Annotated in this window: 17 protein-coding genes and 1 pseudogene; 15 read left to right on the top strand and 3 right to left on the bottom strand. The window is 38.9% G+C overall.

Annotated elements, in window-relative coordinates:
• Positions 1 to 62: 62 nt before the first annotated feature.
• A complete protein-coding gene (locus CXF74_RS17200; RefSeq protein ID WP_232772564.1) occupies positions 63 to 2,996 on the bottom strand; it encodes an FAD-binding and (Fe-S)-binding domain-containing protein in 2,934 nt (977 codons plus the stop codon).
• Positions 2,997 to 3,163: 167 nt separating this feature from the next.
• On the opposite strand from CXF74_RS17200, the gene CXF74_RS17195 reads away from it, so the two are divergent.
• Entirely contained in the window at positions 3,164 to 3,517 is a 354-nt protein-coding gene (locus CXF74_RS17195) for a hypothetical protein (RefSeq protein WP_101083759.1), read from the top strand.
• An 83-nt stretch (positions 3,518 to 3,600) separates the two neighbouring features.
• Positions 3,601 to 4,980 carry a class II fumarate hydratase gene (locus CXF74_RS17190; protein ID WP_198552902.1) on the top strand — a complete coding sequence of 460 codons (1,380 nt, stop codon included), beginning with the start codon at positions 3,601 to 3,603 and terminating at the stop codon, positions 4,978 to 4,980.
• Positions 4,981 to 5,068: 88 nt separating this feature from the next.
• Here the strand turns inward: CXF74_RS17190 and CXF74_RS17185 are convergent, their stop codons facing one another.
• A complete protein-coding gene (locus CXF74_RS17185; RefSeq protein ID WP_101083757.1) occupies positions 5,069 to 5,704 on the bottom strand; it encodes a hypothetical protein in 636 nt (211 codons plus the stop codon).
• A gap of 285 nt (positions 5,705 to 5,989) precedes the next feature.
• On the opposite strand from CXF74_RS17185, the gene CXF74_RS17180 reads away from it, so the two are divergent.
• The 13 genes and pseudogenes from CXF74_RS17180 to CXF74_RS17120 all read left to right on the top strand — a co-directional run bounded on the left by CXF74_RS17180 (position 5,990) and on the right by CXF74_RS17120 (position 16,058).
• A complete protein-coding gene (locus CXF74_RS17180) occupies positions 5,990 to 6,724 on the top strand; it encodes a cache domain-containing protein (RefSeq protein ID WP_101083756.1) in 735 nt (244 codons plus the stop codon).
• A 164-nt stretch (positions 6,725 to 6,888) separates the two neighbouring features.
• Positions 6,889 to 7,443: pseudogene (locus CXF74_RS22670) on the top strand (GGDEF domain-containing protein).
• Between the two features lie 302 nt (positions 7,444 to 7,745).
• Positions 7,746 to 8,825, top strand: coding sequence for a substrate-binding domain-containing protein (locus tag CXF74_RS17165; protein ID WP_101083753.1), 1,080 nt, complete (start codon positions 7,746 to 7,748; stop codon positions 8,823 to 8,825).
• An 80-nt stretch (positions 8,826 to 8,905) separates the two neighbouring features.
• A complete protein-coding gene (locus CXF74_RS17160; protein ID WP_101083752.1) occupies positions 8,906 to 9,595 on the top strand; it encodes a pseudouridine synthase in 690 nt (229 codons plus the stop codon).
• A gap of 119 nt (positions 9,596 to 9,714) precedes the next feature.
• Positions 9,715 to 9,933, top strand: coding sequence for a hypothetical protein (locus CXF74_RS17155; RefSeq protein WP_101083751.1), 219 nt, complete (start codon positions 9,715 to 9,717; stop codon positions 9,931 to 9,933).
• 66 nt (positions 9,934 to 9,999) lie between these two features.
• On the top strand, positions 10,000 to 10,554 hold the full coding sequence (locus CXF74_RS17150) for a GNAT family acetyltransferase (protein WP_198552901.1): 555 nt from the start codon (positions 10,000 to 10,002) through the stop codon (positions 10,552 to 10,554).
• A gap of 480 nt (positions 10,555 to 11,034) precedes the next feature.
• Entirely contained in the window at positions 11,035 to 11,586 is a 552-nt protein-coding gene (locus CXF74_RS17145; protein WP_101083750.1) for a pyridoxamine 5'-phosphate oxidase family protein, read from the top strand.
• Positions 11,587 to 11,684: 98 nt separating this feature from the next.
• On the top strand, positions 11,685 to 12,074 hold the full coding sequence (locus CXF74_RS17140; RefSeq protein WP_101083749.1) for a GFA family protein: 390 nt from the start codon (positions 11,685 to 11,687) through the stop codon (positions 12,072 to 12,074).
• 12 nt (positions 12,075 to 12,086) lie between these two features.
• Positions 12,087 to 12,476, top strand: a complete 390-nt coding sequence (locus tag CXF74_RS22240) for a hypothetical protein (RefSeq protein ID WP_198552900.1) — start codon at positions 12,087 to 12,089, stop codon at positions 12,474 to 12,476.
• 16 nt (positions 12,477 to 12,492) lie between these two features.
• On the top strand, positions 12,493 to 12,996 hold the full coding sequence (locus CXF74_RS22235) for a phosphotransferase (RefSeq protein WP_198552899.1): 504 nt from the start codon (positions 12,493 to 12,495) through the stop codon (positions 12,994 to 12,996).
• 327 nt (positions 12,997 to 13,323) lie between these two features.
• Complete coding sequence (locus CXF74_RS17130; RefSeq protein WP_101083748.1) at positions 13,324 to 14,205, top strand: sensor domain-containing diguanylate cyclase; 882 nt, start codon at positions 13,324 to 13,326, stop codon at positions 14,203 to 14,205.
• Positions 14,206 to 14,486: 281 nt separating this feature from the next.
• Complete coding sequence (locus CXF74_RS17125) at positions 14,487 to 15,239, top strand: substrate-binding periplasmic protein (protein ID WP_198552898.1); 753 nt, start codon at positions 14,487 to 14,489, stop codon at positions 15,237 to 15,239.
• Between the two features lie 225 nt (positions 15,240 to 15,464).
• Entirely contained in the window at positions 15,465 to 16,058 is a 594-nt protein-coding gene (locus CXF74_RS17120) for an HD domain-containing protein (RefSeq protein WP_101083747.1), read from the top strand.
• 137 nt (positions 16,059 to 16,195) lie between these two features.
• Here the strand turns inward: CXF74_RS17120 and CXF74_RS17115 are convergent, their stop codons facing one another.
• Positions 16,196 to 16,855 carry a trimeric intracellular cation channel family protein gene (locus CXF74_RS17115; RefSeq protein ID WP_101083746.1) on the bottom strand — a complete coding sequence of 220 codons (660 nt, stop codon included), beginning with the start codon at positions 16,853 to 16,855 and terminating at the stop codon, positions 16,196 to 16,198.
• Positions 16,856 to 17,253 lie beyond the last annotated feature (398 nt).

Here is a 17,253-nt window from a genome sequence, read left to right as displayed (position 1 = left end):
GTTTGTATACAGCTGTTGTGGATTTTGTCTATTTAGCGCATTAATGGGGTAAAATAATGTCGCTAAACAAGCACTTCCTCAGAGACTGCATGCGCTTTTGCACTGCTCACTTTATCTAACAAATACAAAATAGAGCGATATTCGATATTGCCGTGCTGTGATAATCCAATTTCACAGGTTCGGCTATTAGAGTAACCTTCACTGCAATTGTCGGGAATCTGTTGTTTTAGCGTTTGTAATGCTGAAGCGTTTAATTCGGGCAGGGTAAAACCTTTATCGCCCGCAAAACCACAACAGAAAATATCCTCCGGAATAATGACATTAGTAGAGCATGCACGACTGACGCTTTCCATCACGCCGGCTAAACCTTGTTGTCGAGATGAGCAGGTGATATGCAGCATAATAGGCTCAGCTTGTGCAGTGATTGTAATATGGGGCATTACATGTTCTGCAACAAAACGAAAGGGTTCAAAAATATTAAGGGATGTGTTCATCGCTTCGATACTGGTTGTTGCACAGGGGCTGGTATCCATCAAAATAGGGTACTTTCCTTGTTCTGACGCTTGCCATAATGCAGCTTCAAGTTGTTGTGCTTTTTGTTGTGCTGTTTTATCGAAACCTTTGCTCTTAAAGGGCATGCCACAACATTTATCGTCGAGCTGTGTGGGTAATATAATGTCATAACCGGCTTTGAGTAATAACGATTGTGTCACCTCTGTCAGCGGGCGATTATCAAGCGCACCTTTTGCGGTGCCCATGCTACGTGTTACACAGCTTGGGAAGTAAACCACTTTTCTATTACTTCTTTTATCACTTTTTATATCACTTGCATTTTTAATGGCTAATATTGTTAGCTTACCGGCAGAGCGCGGGAACTGTGTTGTCCACTGCGGTATTTTACCGAGGCTTAGCTTATGTGTGATCGCGCTTAAACGAGAGAGGTTATTGCTGCCAAGTAGGTCGTGCGCCGTATTAGCCGCTGATAAGGCAAGTCGCGTGGCTTTGGTAACAACGCCTAAATGCTCGCTTGTCCAATGTGCGATTAAGTTTGCCATGGGTTTTGCCTGCGTCGAATGTTGACCACGCAATTTACGCACTAAATCACCGGTATTAATATCAACCGGACAACATGTTGCGCAAAGGCCCGTGGCTGCGCAGCTATCAATGCCTAAGTACTGAAATGAGGTTTGCATGGCGGACAAACGATCAGGATCTTCATTTGTCTTTTTTAAACGGCTGATTTCACGGTATACGCTAATACGTTGCCTAGGTGTTAAAGACAAGGATTGTGAGGGACAAACAGGTTCACAAAAGCCACATTCAATGCATTTATCAACTAATTCATCGGCGCAAGACATGGTTTTTAAATCGCTTAAATGACAGTTTTCATCGGCATTGATGATCACACCTGGATTTAATATCGTGTGTTTATCAAAGATGCTTTTAATCTGTTGCATCAACTCAAATCCGTCTTTCCCCCATTCAAGTTCAATAAACGGCGCCATGTTACGGCCTGTACCATGTTCTGCTTTTAGCGACCCTTGATAATCGATAGCAACCAGCTTGGTCACCTCATTCATGAAATCACTATAACGTTGTATCTCTGCTTGTGTTTCAAATGCCTGTGTAAAGACAAAGTGCAGATTACCATCTAACGCATGACCAAATATAATCGCTTCATGGTAGTTATATTTTTTGAATAACGTTTGTAAATCACGAACGGCAGGGGCTAACTGTGCAGCGGGAAAAGCCACATCTTCAATAATAACTGTAGTACCTGACTCTCGCACGGCACCAACAGCGGGAAATAGCTCTTTGCGAATGGCCCATAGTTGAGCATAAATAGCAGCATCGCTACTAAAGTCGATTTGCTCTGTGGGGGTAAAGGTGGCAAGTAAGGTTTCAATCTGTGCGATCTGTTTGTCTAAGAGTGCTTGTGATGATGCATGTATTTCAATTAATAGAGCACCCGATTCACTATCTTTATCTTTTTCAAGTTGCGCTATAAAGTCGGGCATACCCGGTTTTGAAGCGACTGAACTTAAGGAGCGGTTATCCATTAATTCAACAGCGGCTACTTCTGTGTGTTTCAGTGCGCTTACCGCAAGACAGGTTTGTTCAATATCAGAAAAGAGGTATAACGCGGTCGCTTTGTATTGATGGTCGATCACCGTATGGTAAGTAACGTCTGCAATAAAGCCAAGTGTACCCTCAGAGCCAATAAACAGGTGTTGTAATATATCAATGGGATCCTGGTAATCGATTAGCGCATTAAGGCTGTAACCTGTGGTGTTTTTAAGGCGATATTTGTGTCTGATTTTATCTGCTAGTTGAGTATTGGCGCGACATGTCTGTGCCAGTTGCGATAACGACGCTAACAATGTGTGATGGCTAACTTTAAAGGCGCTTACGCTTGTTTCATCCAAGGTATTTAATAACGTGCCATCTGCAAGTACTACTGTCATACCCACTAAAGTATTGTAACTGTTTTGCGCCGTCCCGCAGCACATACCAGAAGAGTTATTAGCAGCGATGCCACCAATTTTACAGGTATTGATTGAAGCGGGATCCGGGCCTATTTTACGCTGGTAAGGCGCCAGTAGCTTATTCGCTTGTGCGCCAATCATGCCCGGCTGTAAGCTGATTTGTTCGCCGTTATTTAATATTTTATGTCCACGCCAATGCTGGTGGGTCAGAGTGATTAACACCGAATCAGATAACGCTTGTCCAGAAAGGCTAGTACCGGCCGCTCGAAACGTTAGCGCAATGTTTCTTTGCTGGCAGGCTTTAAGCGTTAATATCACTTCCTGCACGCTTTGTAATTGTAAAACGACCTTAGGCACAAGACGATAAAAGCTGGCATCTGTGCCATAAGCAAACATTAAGGTGAGATCGGTAATAATGCGTTTTTTATCTATGTGACGTTGTAAGTCAGCGATTAAATCAGTGTAAGGCTTGGATAACGTGGCGCTAAGACTCGGCATCGATTTAGACATATTATTTTCACCTGAAGGTTAGACTTTATTGATATATTTAGTCTAAATGAAAGTGTTGGCTTGAGATACTTGCACGTATCGTTAATGTGAATTTGACTTGATCACTTGACATATTTTTCATTATAAATATGATAGTGAGAATCATTATCATAAAAAGAAGTTGGATTATGACTCAATCATTTAAGATGTTTACTGTTCAAGAACCTGAAATTAACCAAATACGCCATACTGTTCGTTACGGTAAAGAAGCTAACAACCCTAATTTACTTAATATTTGGTTTGCCATGGAGCAAGTGTCGCATCAACAAGATACAGACTCTAAAAGGCAAATGTATCATGCGCAGTGTCAGCTTTTAATCGAAACACTTTACGATGAAACGGTCATCGAACACTGGCGTAGTTGGTGTTTAGACAATATCAATAAACCACTGCTTGGATTACAGCGCTTAGTAACGACTAAAAAACAACAGGTTCAATTAAATAATCTCTATGTAGCGTTAAGATCCGCCAGTAATCAGTAGTCAGTAGTCAATAATTAATAGTAACGTTTAACAATGAAGTTGCTTCTACTCAATGAACATAACAAACATGACTAAAGGAAAACATGATGAGCACTCGAATTGAACACGATAGTATGGGCAAGTTGGCAGTACCGAGTGATGCATTATATGGCGCGCAAACTCAAAGAGCGGTGAACAACTTCCCTATTAGTGGCCAAACCATGCCAAAGGCCTTTATAGAAGCGTTACTGTTGGCGAAATCTGCAGCGGCTTCAGCAAATGCAACACTGGGGCTTATTCCGAATGAGATGGCACAGGCGATCATTGAAGCTGTTAATGACTTATTAGACGATGAAAACCTGTTACGTCATTTCCCTGTCGATGTTTACCAAACGGGTTCAGGCACAAGTTCTAACATGAATGCTAATGAAGTACTTTCGTCACTTGCTAGTAAAAAATTGCAACAGAAAGTAGGGGCGAACGACCATATTAATTATGGGCAAAGCAGTAATGATATTATCCCTAGCACTATTCATATCAGTGCGGCCATTGAGCTTGAAAAGTGTCTGTTACCCGCACTTGAACATTTATCAACAGCGATAAAAGACAAAGCCGCAACGGTTGATCACCATATTAAAACGGGGCGTACACATTTAATGGATGCGATGCCCGTCAGATTAAGTCAAAGTTTATTAAGTTGGGCGAGTCAAATAGACCAAAATATTAACTCTCTACAGTTACAACAACCCGTATTACAAAGCCTGGCACAAGGTGGTACGGCAGTGGGCACAGGCATTAATGCACACCCTGATTTCTCGGTTGAATTTAGTAAACAGATCAGCCAATTAACTGAACTTGAATTCACGCCCGCCGATAACCTGTTTATGCATATCGGCACCCAAGATATTGCCGTGGCGCTATCGGGTCAGCTTAAAACACTGGCTGTCTCATTAATGAAAATCGCCAATGATTTACGTTGGATGAATTCCGGCCCATTAGCAGGCTTAGGTGAAATTGCATTAGAAGCACTTCAACCGGGGTCGTCTATTATGCCGGGTAAAGTGAATCCCGTTATTCCAGAGGCAACAGCGATGGTAGCGGCACAAGTCATTGGTAACGATGCAACGATCACCATCGCAGGACAGTCAGGTAATTTTGAATTGAATGTTATGTTACCGGTTATTGCTCATAACTTATTAAGCAGTATTGAGTTACTGGCTAATGTCAGTCAATTACTGGCAGATAAAGCAATTAGTACTTTCACCGTAAACGAAGACGCGCTGAAAGCTGCGTTATCACGGAATCCAATCTTAGTGACTGCATTAAACCCGATTATTGGTTATGAGAAAGCCGCCTTTATCGCCAAAAAAGCTTATAAAGAAGGACGACCTGTTTTGGATGTTGCAGATGAAGAGACTGAGTTATCCTATGCACAACTTGAGACGTTATTGGATCCTGAAAAGTTAACACGCGGTGGTATTTAAACTTTGTTTTAAGTCTTACAAACGTATACGAAAGGAGCCAATGTATACGTTTGTAAATATAACTTTATGGAAAAATAAAGGTACTTAGCTAGCCGTAAATAGCATCCAACTCGCCATTTACAATTTTTTTATTCACTTTTTTTAAACAGTCGTGTGCATGGCTAATCACTTGCTCCATGTTTTCATAACAGCGTTTATCGTTTTTACCATAAGCAAAGAAGGTTAATACGATTTGCAAACCCATGCCGCCGGTATCGGGGCTATCACCTAACGCGAGGTAGCAGGTTTCATTTTGTGAGAGACAAATAGCGCCCGCTTTAAAACCCTGCTTAGTACTGGCTACGGATTGCAGTATGTTTTGCATCAGCCAATCGATACTTCTTTGTTGACAATTCTCGGGTATATCGCGAAATAAAATCATTAAACGCGCGCTGCATTTCTGCGCGTATGGGTATTGATTATCTGTATTTTGTTGCGCGACATTAAAAGTGCAATCATTGCTTTCAAGTACTGATTGCGGGCTGTTTATCCACTCTACTAAGGCATAAAATGATTCTACAAAGTCCCATTTCTTTAAAGGGATAAAATCCTCTAAGGACTGACGTATTAATTTAGGATTTTTCTTAAAGTCCATGTAAACACTGGTTTGGTCATTTTGCATTGCAGTCCAAGGGTGTGATCTTAATTCTGAACTGTCAGTCTGACTGGAAGTAAAAGCGTCCACTGTTGTTACCTTCTATGGGGGAGTGATCAAGCATTATAAGTTTGCTTATCAATAAGCGCCTTATGGTAACAGTAAGCAAAAAAATAAGAAGTAATAACACAATGACAATCAGCATGAACAACACCAAGCAGGACTACATGAGGATGTAGGAAGAAAATTAGCGATTACTGCAACATGATTCTCCTTACTGATTCACCTTACCGACTTATCTTGCCTTTTATTTGTTGTTTATTTGTCAAAATAACTATACTGCTTACATGTCATTTAATATGAGTGTGCTTAGAAATGGTTATCCCACTTTTTAAAAAGATGAAAAAACGTATTATTATCATGCTTTCAATGTTGATGATGATTGCTTTTTTGGTTGTTAGTTATACTTGCTATCTGGTCGCTCATAACGCCATGAGTCGTCAACTATTAGATAAAATTCAACCGCTCACGGGGGATAATATTTACTCTGAAATTCAAAACGATTTATTACGACCTATCTTAATTTCATCTGTCATGGCGCAAAATGTCTTTGTACGAAACTGGGTGATTAATGGCGAACAAGATAAACAAGTCTTCATTGATTATCTGCGTGAAATAAAACAGCGCTATGGGGCAGAAACCAGTTTCTTTGTTTCTGAAAAAACACGTCAATATTACCACGCTGGTGGGGTGGTAAAAACGGTTAAGCCAACCGATAAACAGGATGATTGGTACTTCCGTGCCCGCGCCTTACCTAACGAGCAAGATTACGAAATCAATGTGGATAATGATAGTGTGGATAGCAGTACCACGGTTATCTATGTTAACTACAAAATGAAAGATTATAAAAATCAGTTTATTGGATTAATTGGCATTGGCTTGGCGGTTCAAAAAGCACAAGCATTGATTGAGCAATATCAAAGAAAATATAATCGAACGGTTTATTTTATGGACCCAAAAGGATTAATTACATTAAGTGGCAAGGGCTATCGTGGTCCTGATGATTTTTTGATAAAAAAGCAGTCGCGTCATTTTCTGAAGACATTTTAAATCGCAGTAGAGGCCATATTTCCTATACGCATAATGGCAATAGTGTTTATCTTAACAGTCGCTTTGTCCCAGAATTTGGCTGGTACCTTATTGTTGAGCAAAGTGGCTATGAAGGGCAAGAGACAATAAAGCATTCATTGTGGAGTAACATCTTCTTAGGACTGATGATCACTGCCGTTTTGGTATATATCGCGAATCGTATTTTGGGTAACTATCAACAGCAACTAGAGACATTGGCGACCACAGACGTTTTAACAAAAACATCCACCAGACAAGTCTTAGATTCCTACTTTACGGATATCACCACAAAACCTGCTGCTACTGTGTCATTGATCCTGTTAGATATTGATGATTTCAAAAAAGAGAATGATACCTATGGGCACAATGCCGGTGATCGCATAATTAAAGCCATTTCATAAATACTATTAAAGGGCCGACGCGAGAATGACTTAACCTGCCGCTGGGGCGGGGAAGAGTTCATCTTATTGTTACCTAATACGACGCTTGCTATTGCTAGCGAGATTGCAGAACGATTACGCGTGCTTATCGCATCAAAAGTCATCACGGTTAATGATGTCGAGATTTCTATTAGCGCAAGCTTTGGTGTAGTAGAAAGGTTGACTAATGAAGCCAAGCTGAATTTGATTAATCGTGCGGATAGGAACTTATATCAGGCAAAAAATCTTGGCAAGAATCGTGTGGTAACGGCGAGTATTTAATGTTGTTAGCGGTTAGGGCTCAGTGCTTAAAGGTGTATAGAGAGAATTTACACTTAAGCCTCGTTTATTAAATCAGCAAACATTTTTTATTGCTAAATATTGTCCAATTAAAAGCATTTAAAGCTGACTTTTTATGAAAACAGTATAAGATGCGTTATATTTTATTTGTATAATGTTTATTGAGATAAACAAACATAAATTAACTCAGTGAATGCAGTGCAGTTGTTGAAATTTTGGGCTCAATTGATGAGCTCTATACAGGTTGTTATAACCATCATGCTAGAGAGGAGACGTCACTTACCATGAAAAAATTATTTTTACTTTTCGTTTTTCTTGTTGCTAGCTCGGTAACCCATGGTCACCACTATTGGTTATTAGACGATTTTGTGCAACAGCATCCATTACAAAAAAAATTAATGGATAATTTTTCTGAGCAAATTCGTGTGGATGCTATTCCGCTAACAGTTAATCAAACTTCCCCTGTTCGTATTGCCATTATTTATCCAAGCCGACAAGTTTCTGATTATTGGCGACGTAGTGTTATTGCTTTTGAAGCAAGGCTTGATGCTTTGAATGTTAAATATTCGCTGAAGGTCTACGATACAAAATTGCATGGTTCGAATAATCAACAACAAAAAATATTACAAAAGATACTACTCTCTGAACCCGATTTTTTAATATTAACCATTGGAGCTAACACTGACATTGAGTTACTTGAAAAAGTATTAAAAAACAAAAAAACCAAAGTGATTATTCAAAATGTCACTAACCCAAGAATAAAGTGGAAAGACTACCAGCCTTTGCTCTATGTGGGGTTTGACCATGTCACGGGGACAAAATTATTAGCCGATTATTTCCTGCAACATTTCAGGCCATGTAAATTTGCTATTAACGATTATTATCCTGGTTATATCAGTGAAGTGCGCAGTGCTAGTTTTGTTAGCATCATGGAGCGCCAACCCAATTTTGAGCTAATCAGCCATGTTCATACTAAAGCCACACAAGGGGACGCTTACCGTAAAACCCTGGCATTAGTGAAGAAGAATCCGGATATTAAATTTATCTATGCTGCCTCTACAGATATTGCCCTCGGTACCAGTAAAGCATTACACGCGCTACAGCGTCGAGACATCCTAGTAAATGGTTGGGGTGGCGGTGAATCAGAGCTAAAAGCCATTGAGAAAGGGGAATTGGCGGTCACCGTGATGCGTATGAATGATGATAACGGTGTTGCGATGGCTGAAGCGGTTAAACTTGTGCTTGAAGGTAAAAAGGAAACTATTCCTGTCGTTTACTCGGGTGACTTTGTACTGGTTAGTGCAAAAACTAAAAAACAAGAACAGGGCCTATTAATTAAGCGTTCTTTTCGTTATTCAAACTAGAAATCCCTACTATGTGTTGATAATCCCCCTAGAGAAAGCATAATATAACGCTTTCTCTCCTCTATTTAGTGTTACTCATTATGCGTCTTGATAAATTTGTCTGTAAAAGTACTGCGTTAACAAAAGCCCAAGCTATCTTCGCAATTCAAAGTGGCGAGCTCTGTATTAATGGGCATGTGTTTACCGATGAAGCTGTGCAAGTTCACGAAAATAATACCATTATGCTAGCGGGCGAGAAACTGACTGCGCGCCCGTTTCGTTATATTATGATGCACAAACCCGCGGCGACTATTTGTTCTAATATCGATGAAGCTTATCCCTCTGTGCTTAATGGTCTGATGGTTGATAACGTCTCAGAATTGCATATTGCAGGACGTTTAGATGCCGATACCACGGGTCTGATATTAATTACCGATGATGGGCGTTGGTCATTTAATATTACCGTGCCAAGTAAAAATTGCAGCAAGGTTTATCGTGTTGGTTTATCGCGAGAGATAAAAGAACAGGTTGCTGAAACGTTTTTACACGGTGTGCAATTACAGGGGGAGCAACAATTAACCTTGCCGGCGATATTAAAGGTGATTACGCCTAAAGAAGTATTGCTAACCATCACACAGGGGAAGTTCCACCAGGTCAAACGTATGTTTGCTGCGGTCGGTAATCGTGTTGTTACATTACATAGAGAGAAAATTGGCGATATTTGTTTAGATGTTGAAGAAGGGCAATGGCGTTACTTAACGATTGATGAAGTTCAGTCCTTTACTAAATAAATCAAAGTCTGTATTTTTAAGAAAAATGTTTAGGTAATATCAAGAAAGAAACCGAATAGAAGCTCAAGACCTTATCGTGTATTTATCGTTATAAGGTTAGCTATTTACAGGAGACAGTTATGAAAAAAATCCTATTAGGATTTGTCAGTACATTGTTTATTGCTTTTACGCTCTATCTTTTTCTAAGCGGGAATATGTTACTCGGCTTTATTGTCTTAGTAGCAAGTTTAGTTTTTCTCCCACTGGTGATAAAAGCCAGTAAAGGCCAACTGCATATTGGCGCCGCACCTGATCCTAAATCCTATGGTTCAAGTGATATTGGTGGTCCGGGCATGTAGTTTCGTTATTCATGTTAACAATAAGAATAATCCATTTAAAACACGTCTTCTTCGAGTAAGGTAAGTATGAATATTGAATTAAAAGTAGCAACATTGGATGATATAGACGAAGTATTAACATTGCATTATCGTTATCAAATTGACTCTATTCGCGATGAAGATAAGTCCGATGGCTTTATCACAACCGCGTTTACTAAAGAGCATCTATCAAGTTTAATTGAAAGTGAAAGAGGGCTGTTTATTGCCTGTGTCGATAATAAAATAGTCGCTTATGCAATGGCTGCATCTTGGGACTTTTGGGCTCAATGGCCACTGTTTCAATTTATGATTAAAAACTTGCATGACGCTTGTTGTTTAGAGCAAACCATCACTAAAGAGAACTCTTATCAATATGGCCCTGTCTGTGTCGATAAGTCCGTAAGAGGACAAGGGGTATTTGAGCGTGTTTTTGAGTTTTCGTTAGCAAAAATGTCGGCACGTTATCCGATCATGGTGACTTTTATCAATAAAGTGAACCCACGTTCGTATGAAGCACATACTAGAAAAACATCGTTAAAAGTGATTAAACACTTTGAATTTAACAATAACAATTATTATAAATTAGCCTGTAAGACCGCCTGAATTTTTGTTGAACGTTTATGCCTCTGGTGGGCATAAACGTTTTAATTCCGTCACACTTCCGAGGAACAATTAGCCTGTTTTTGGAAGTGGGACTTTAGTCCTGCCTTTTGATGCCACACTTAAAAAATCGGGTCTAATTGTTTGTTTAACGTTTATGTTGCTGGTGGACATAAACGTTTTAATCCCACCACACTTTCCTATGACTGTTAACGCTAACAGCCCATCAATACATCAATTTCTCATATATAACCTTTATCGACATTAATCTAGGTAAATGAAACACTTAAAACGCAATTTACTAATCAGATCACGCTCTGTTTTTGGTGCTTATTTGATGTTTGGTTGTTGTTTTGGCTGGTGGTTGCAGGTAAAGTTGTTCAGTTAGTGAGTGAAATGGGCATAACAACTAATCAATCAGTTGTTAATCTTATTCAAACAACACATCAATCAACTCAGTAAATCTCATATAGGGGCTTTGGCATGGGTAAACAATACTTATCAATATCCGATAAAAATATCGAATTTATAGAAAATCAGAAAATGTATTTTGTCGGCACGGCAACACAAGATAGCCGAGTAAGCATTTCACCGAAAGGCATGGACTCATTTAAAGTACTTGGCCCCAATAGAGTCATTTGGCTTAATGTTACCGGCAGTGGCAATGAAACAGCTGCCCATGTACAAATCGATAAGCGCATGACCATTATGTTTTTAGCCTTCGATGGTAGCCCTAATATTTTACGCCTATACGGCCAAGCTAAGGTGATTCATCATAACGACAATGAGTGGGATGACTTATATTCTCATTTTTCGCCATTACCTGGGGCGAGGCAAATATTTGATGTAGAGGTTGATCTTGTTCAAAATTCATGTGGCATGTCAGTGCCTTTATTGAGTTATGAAGAAGATAGAAATCAACTTAAAGAGTGGTCAACTAAACAAGGCGAAGAAAGCATTAAAAAATACTGGGAAAAGAAAAACCAACATAGCCTAGATGGATTAGAAACCCATATTCTTGAAAAGAATTTATAAACCTTACTACTCAGTTGTCTCGTTATAAGTCCGGGGTAACTTGCCGATTATCATCGATTCTATCTTTTAAGTAGACACATAACCTAACGAGTATATTTATGATTCATGGAAGTTGTCTTTGTGGTTTAGTTAAATATGAAATTTCCGGCCCCGTGGGCGACATTGTTCACTGTCATTGTATAACTTGTAGAAAAGCACATGGCAGTGCATTTTCAAGTGTTGCACCAGTGCAAGATAATGATTTCAAATTGTTAGATAAAACACATATAAAGTCTTATCAATCCTCAGTCGGAAAACACCGTTACTTTTGTACTCACTGTGGCACTCAACTTTATGCCAAAAGAGACAATACTCAACATGTTATTCTGCGTTTAGGCTCTTTAGACAGCGCCCTAGATTCAGTAGAGAAAGAACACATTTGGGTTTCTCAAAAAGCCAATTGGTATTGCATAGACAAACGCTTGCCACAATATGAACAATTTGAATGAATAGGGATATAAGTGAATTCAAGCGCATCAAAAGGAAACACAATGGAAGAGCTAAAAGGCGGGCGAGAAGGATTGGTTTTTCGTGCAGAGAATAAAGTCTATCGACCCAGTGGTTTTTGGTCTGTTTCAGTGCATCAGTTATTGTCTCATCTGGACAACGTGGGCTTTGAAAACGCGCCAAAATCCTATGGTTTTGAAGACAGCGGTTTTGAAGATAGTAGTTTTGAAGAGAATAATTTTGAAAATAAGAGGGCTGATACTAATAGTTTGCATGATAATGGTTGTGAGAATCGTGGCAATGAAATCCTCTCTTATGTGCAAGGCGAGGTATACAACTATCCCTTACGAGGTAACATCGCAACAACAGAAGCTTTAGTGTCTGCTGGTAAGTTTATTACGTGAATACCACGATGCTACGGTGTCTTTTATCACGAGTCGTGCGTTTGATGAATCACAGTGGATGTTACCCAGCCGTTTACCACATGAAGTTATTTGTCATGGGGATTTTGCGCCCTACAATGTGGCGTTAATCGATAAAAAAACCGTTGGCATATTTGATTTTGATACCGCGCATCCGGCGCCAATACTTTGGGATGTCGCTTATGCACTTTATTGCTGGGCACCTTTTAAAACCGACTTAGTTGATTGCTTAGGTAACTTAGTAGAGCAGGTATCTCGAGCTAAACAGTTTTCTGATGCTTATGGTTTATCAACTACGCAACGCCAGAAAATAGTCAATACAATGATAGAAAGAATTCAAACTCTTGTTGATTACATGCAAAGCGAAGCGGCTAAAGGTCATGCAGGTTTCATAGAAAACATCAGTAACGGGCATCATCTTGCTTACCTCGCAGACATTGATTATTTAAAAATAAATAGCACCTTTATTACGGATAAACTAATAATTAAAGCTGACATTTAGCTAATACTGTGAAATACAGGTAATAAGAAATAATAATGAGGATTGTTGTCTTGATGATTATTAATCATCCCGCCGATCGTTAAACTTGTGTTTCATCATATTTATAGAAGAATAACTTAGGATTAATTCCTCCGAGAACGAATCTCTTTTTTGATGGGGTATTGAACAACATACTGAGAGCTATGTTGTGATTTTTAATTATATCTTTGCTTATGAGCACACTAATAAGCATTCATTTTGATTGTTTCGTTAACGCATAATAATCTAGTGGTAATTTTATGGAATAGGAATATTTCCTTCACCTTTTAAGGTAGCGGTTATAGCATCATGGACTCACAAACATTTCAACAAATGAACAAAGCTTTCGATTATCTTTTTGATGCTCTGGTGGTTACCGATCTCCAAGGCATTATAACGGATTGGAATAAAGGTTCTGAATCACTTTATGGTTATTCTAAAGAAGAAGCAATAGGCCAACCCGTTAACATCCTTCACCTTCCTGAAGATACTAACCACATTACGGCAGAAGTGATATCTGCGGTTGAAAAAGTGGGTAAATGGACGGGTGAAGTAAGAATGCTACACAAAGATGGTCATATTGGTTGGATTGAGTCTATGTGTGTACCTATTTTTGATGCCAATGATCACATCATTGGTGCATTAGGTGTTAATCGAAATATTAGCGATCGGGTCAACAATACCCAACGATTAGAGCACTTGGCACATTACGATCACCTAACCAAAATACCTAATAGACATTTACTCTTTGAACGTCTTAAGCACTTAATCGTACAATCAAAACGAAATAATAGCTGTTTCGCGTTACTATTTATTGACTTAGATAAATTCAAATTTATTAATGATAGCAAAGGACATATAATTGGCGATCAGGTGCTGGTACAGACAGCCTTACGTTTAAAGCAGTCGATTCGTGACTCTGATACCGTAGCAAGAGTAGGAGGTGATGAATTTGTTATTTTACTCGAAAATATAACCAATAAAAATAATGTATTAAGAATAATTGAAACGATTACGGATACGTTGCAACATCCTTTTAGTATAAACAATGAAGTACTTTCCCTTAGTTGTAGCATTGGTTTTTCAATTTATCCCAATGATGGCGATAGCACTGATGCCTTAATCGCTGTAGCAGATAAAGCCATGTACCATGAAAAGAATAAACGTAATGGCACAGCAGTAACTGAATAATTCCCTGTCACTTTAATCAGTACGAATTATTCACAATGGTTCGTGCTAATACCTTTATCGCTGTTAACAAAGTAGATCCACCGCCCGATGGTATTTTCTGACGTTAGCAAAGTCATATGTTAGTGACTATTTTTAGTTACCATATGAAAAATCCTCCAATTAAATCAGTGAATAAGTCTCTAAAAAATTAATGCTCAAGCTTTCCGGGAGAATGCTAGCTGCGAAAATATATGGTTACTCTATAATTAAGATCATCTTTTAATATATGAAGGACTGTAAAAATGAAAAATATTTTACTTTACTCCCCATTGATTATTTTAATGTGCATTGCTAGCTTAACCCCGCTTCATGGAAAAGATCTGTCTATGGTGACCGTTGATTGGGCGCCTTACTACGGTTCAGAGATGAAAAATAACGGTGTTATCACGGTAATAGTCACCAGCGCATTTAAGCGTTCAGGTATTAATGCCAACATAAAGTTTGTGCCTTGGAAGCGCGCAATGAAAGAAGTTGAAATGGGAGAGTCAGATATATTAATGGGTGCCTATTACACTGATGAGCGTAACAAAAGCTACTTTTATAGCGATCCTATTTACGATATTAATGTTGGACTGGTGGCGCTTAAAACACTTAATTTCACGCACTTTAAAGAGCTCAAAGAGTTGATACCTTACACCATCGGCGTTAGCCGTGGCTGGGCTAATAGCAAAGCATTTGATCAGGCTGATTACTTGAATAAGCAGGGGGCGACAAATCAAATACTGAACGTACGTAAATTATTTAAAAAACGTCTTGATATGATCTCAATCTCCTTTGATGTTTTTCGCTATGAAGTCGCAACGATGGGAAGTCATCGACTCAATGAAGTGGTCTTTATTAAACCGCCACTGCAGATATCTCCCATTCACCTTATTACCTCTCGTAACAATCCAGAAAAAGAGAGCATGATGGATGCGTTTAATCGAGGGTTAAGCGACATCAAAAAAGACGGAACTTATGATGCAATACTACAAGAGTATGGTTTTCGTAAATAAGCGGAGCTCGTCTTTCCACGCTTATTTTACTCCCTGAGCGTAATTTCAAAAACGCCAGTTGATAGCCATCATAGAAAGTGTAATTATAAAATACAGGTGCCACCAGCAGGTGTATAATTTCCTTATAAAATAAATGCTTATTAGCCGTGGCTAGTAAATAACACAACATGATTTTGGGTTGATTAATCAAGTTAACACGCTCATTACGATTAAATAGGATAGAAGATGAAAGCATTACAGCAGCAACTTGATTTTTTACTTCAGATTGACCAATTGAAAGCAATTTATCGACAAACAACAGTAAAGGTTGATAACAACCGCCAAGAAAACAGTGCCGAGCATAGTTGGCATATCGCGTTAGTCGCACAAGTTTTACAACAGTATGCAGAGCATAATATTGACATTAATCGGGTCACACTGATGTTATTGATTCACGATATTATTGAAATAGATGCCGGCGATTTATTTGCCTTTGCCGAATCACATCATCATGAAGCGCAAGAAATTAAAGAGCTTGCCGCTGCAGAGCGTTTATTTGGTTTATTGCCCGGTGAGCAAGGCGAAAAAATGAAAAGCTTGTGGATTGAGTTTGAACAGGCCAAAACAGCTGATGCACAATTTGCTAAAGCGATGGATAGAATCTTGCCTTTATTTCAAAATATGGCTAATGAAGGTGGCAGTTGGGTAAAACACTCGATCAAAAAAGAACAAGTACTGGCACGTAATAGTTACTTAACCTTGAGTGCCCCAAAACTATGGCAATATGTCTGTGAGCAAGTTGATTTAGCGGTGAAAAACGGCTGGTTAATTGATGCATAAAATAAGCTAAGAGTATAAAGCCAAGAAACGAATACAAAAAAGCCAGTGCTAAATAATTAGCACTGGCTTTTTTTATAACTATGATTAATGTTAAATCACTAAATCACTAAATCACTAAATCAATAAGTAATGACTTATTACTGGCTGTCTTGCTTGCTTTTATCGTTTAATTTCACAGTCTCATTTGCATCATGCTCAAAGCTAAATACCGGTAATGACCAAGCAAATTTTAATGCAGCAATACGTAACGAGAAACCCGCAACAAGCGTCACAATGATTGCGATAGAGTCATCCACTGCAAAATACAGTTGAGCAAGATAAATAGCGGATGCAATTAATGCAACAGAAGCATAAAGCTCTTTATGTAATACCAATGGAGGCTGGCGACAAATAAGGTCACGTAATAGCCCCCCAAAAATACCTGTTACCACAGCTGCAATCATACAAATTATCGGCGATAAACCCATTTCCAACGCGACACGTGTACCAATGATACTAAATACGATCAAACCGATTGAATCTAAGGCGATAAATAAGCGTTCATTTCGTGCCACCCAAGGGGCAATAAGTGTCGTAAATACACCCGCTACGCAGGTAATGACTATATATTCAGGGTGTTTTATCCAACTAACAGGGTAATGGCCAAGTATAATATCGCGCACGGTACCGCCACCAATTGCAGTGATGCTAGCCACAAACATAACACCAAACCAATCCATGTTGCGTCGACCTGCTGCAAGGGCACCGGTCATCGCTTCCGCAGTAATACCGATAATGTAAAGCACGATTAATAACATAATTATTTCTACTATCAAAAAACGCGAATTGTAAATGAAATATAAAGCAAAGGGTACTTGTAAATGTCAATATTTCCGATGATTTAAAGCAAATATTTAACTTGTTAACAGCTTGTTAAATAACCGTTAGTACGGTTTTATCACGATCTGAAAAATGAGGGCGGATTAAGAGAATAAATAGCGATCAAAATGGTTGTTCTATAACCGTTTTGTGGCGAGTTCTCGCTAGATAAACGTTATTTTAGAAAAATGATAAGGCGCTTATTTTGTTGCGAGAACTTCAGTTAGTTAAAAATAATGACCTCCAAGTCATTTTGTTACACAGAGAGCACCAAGAGATCCCTTTGATCTTTGCAACCTTAGATCTTTCTTCATGCCTTCGTGGTTAATACTTGTGC

This window comes from Psychromonas sp. Urea-02u-13, from assembly GCF_002835995.1.
Classification (GTDB): domain Bacteria; phylum Pseudomonadota; class Gammaproteobacteria; order Enterobacterales; family Psychromonadaceae; genus Psychromonas.
The sequence above is the reverse complement of the archived record's forward strand: the minus strand, read 5'-3'. Positions and strand labels throughout refer to the sequence as shown.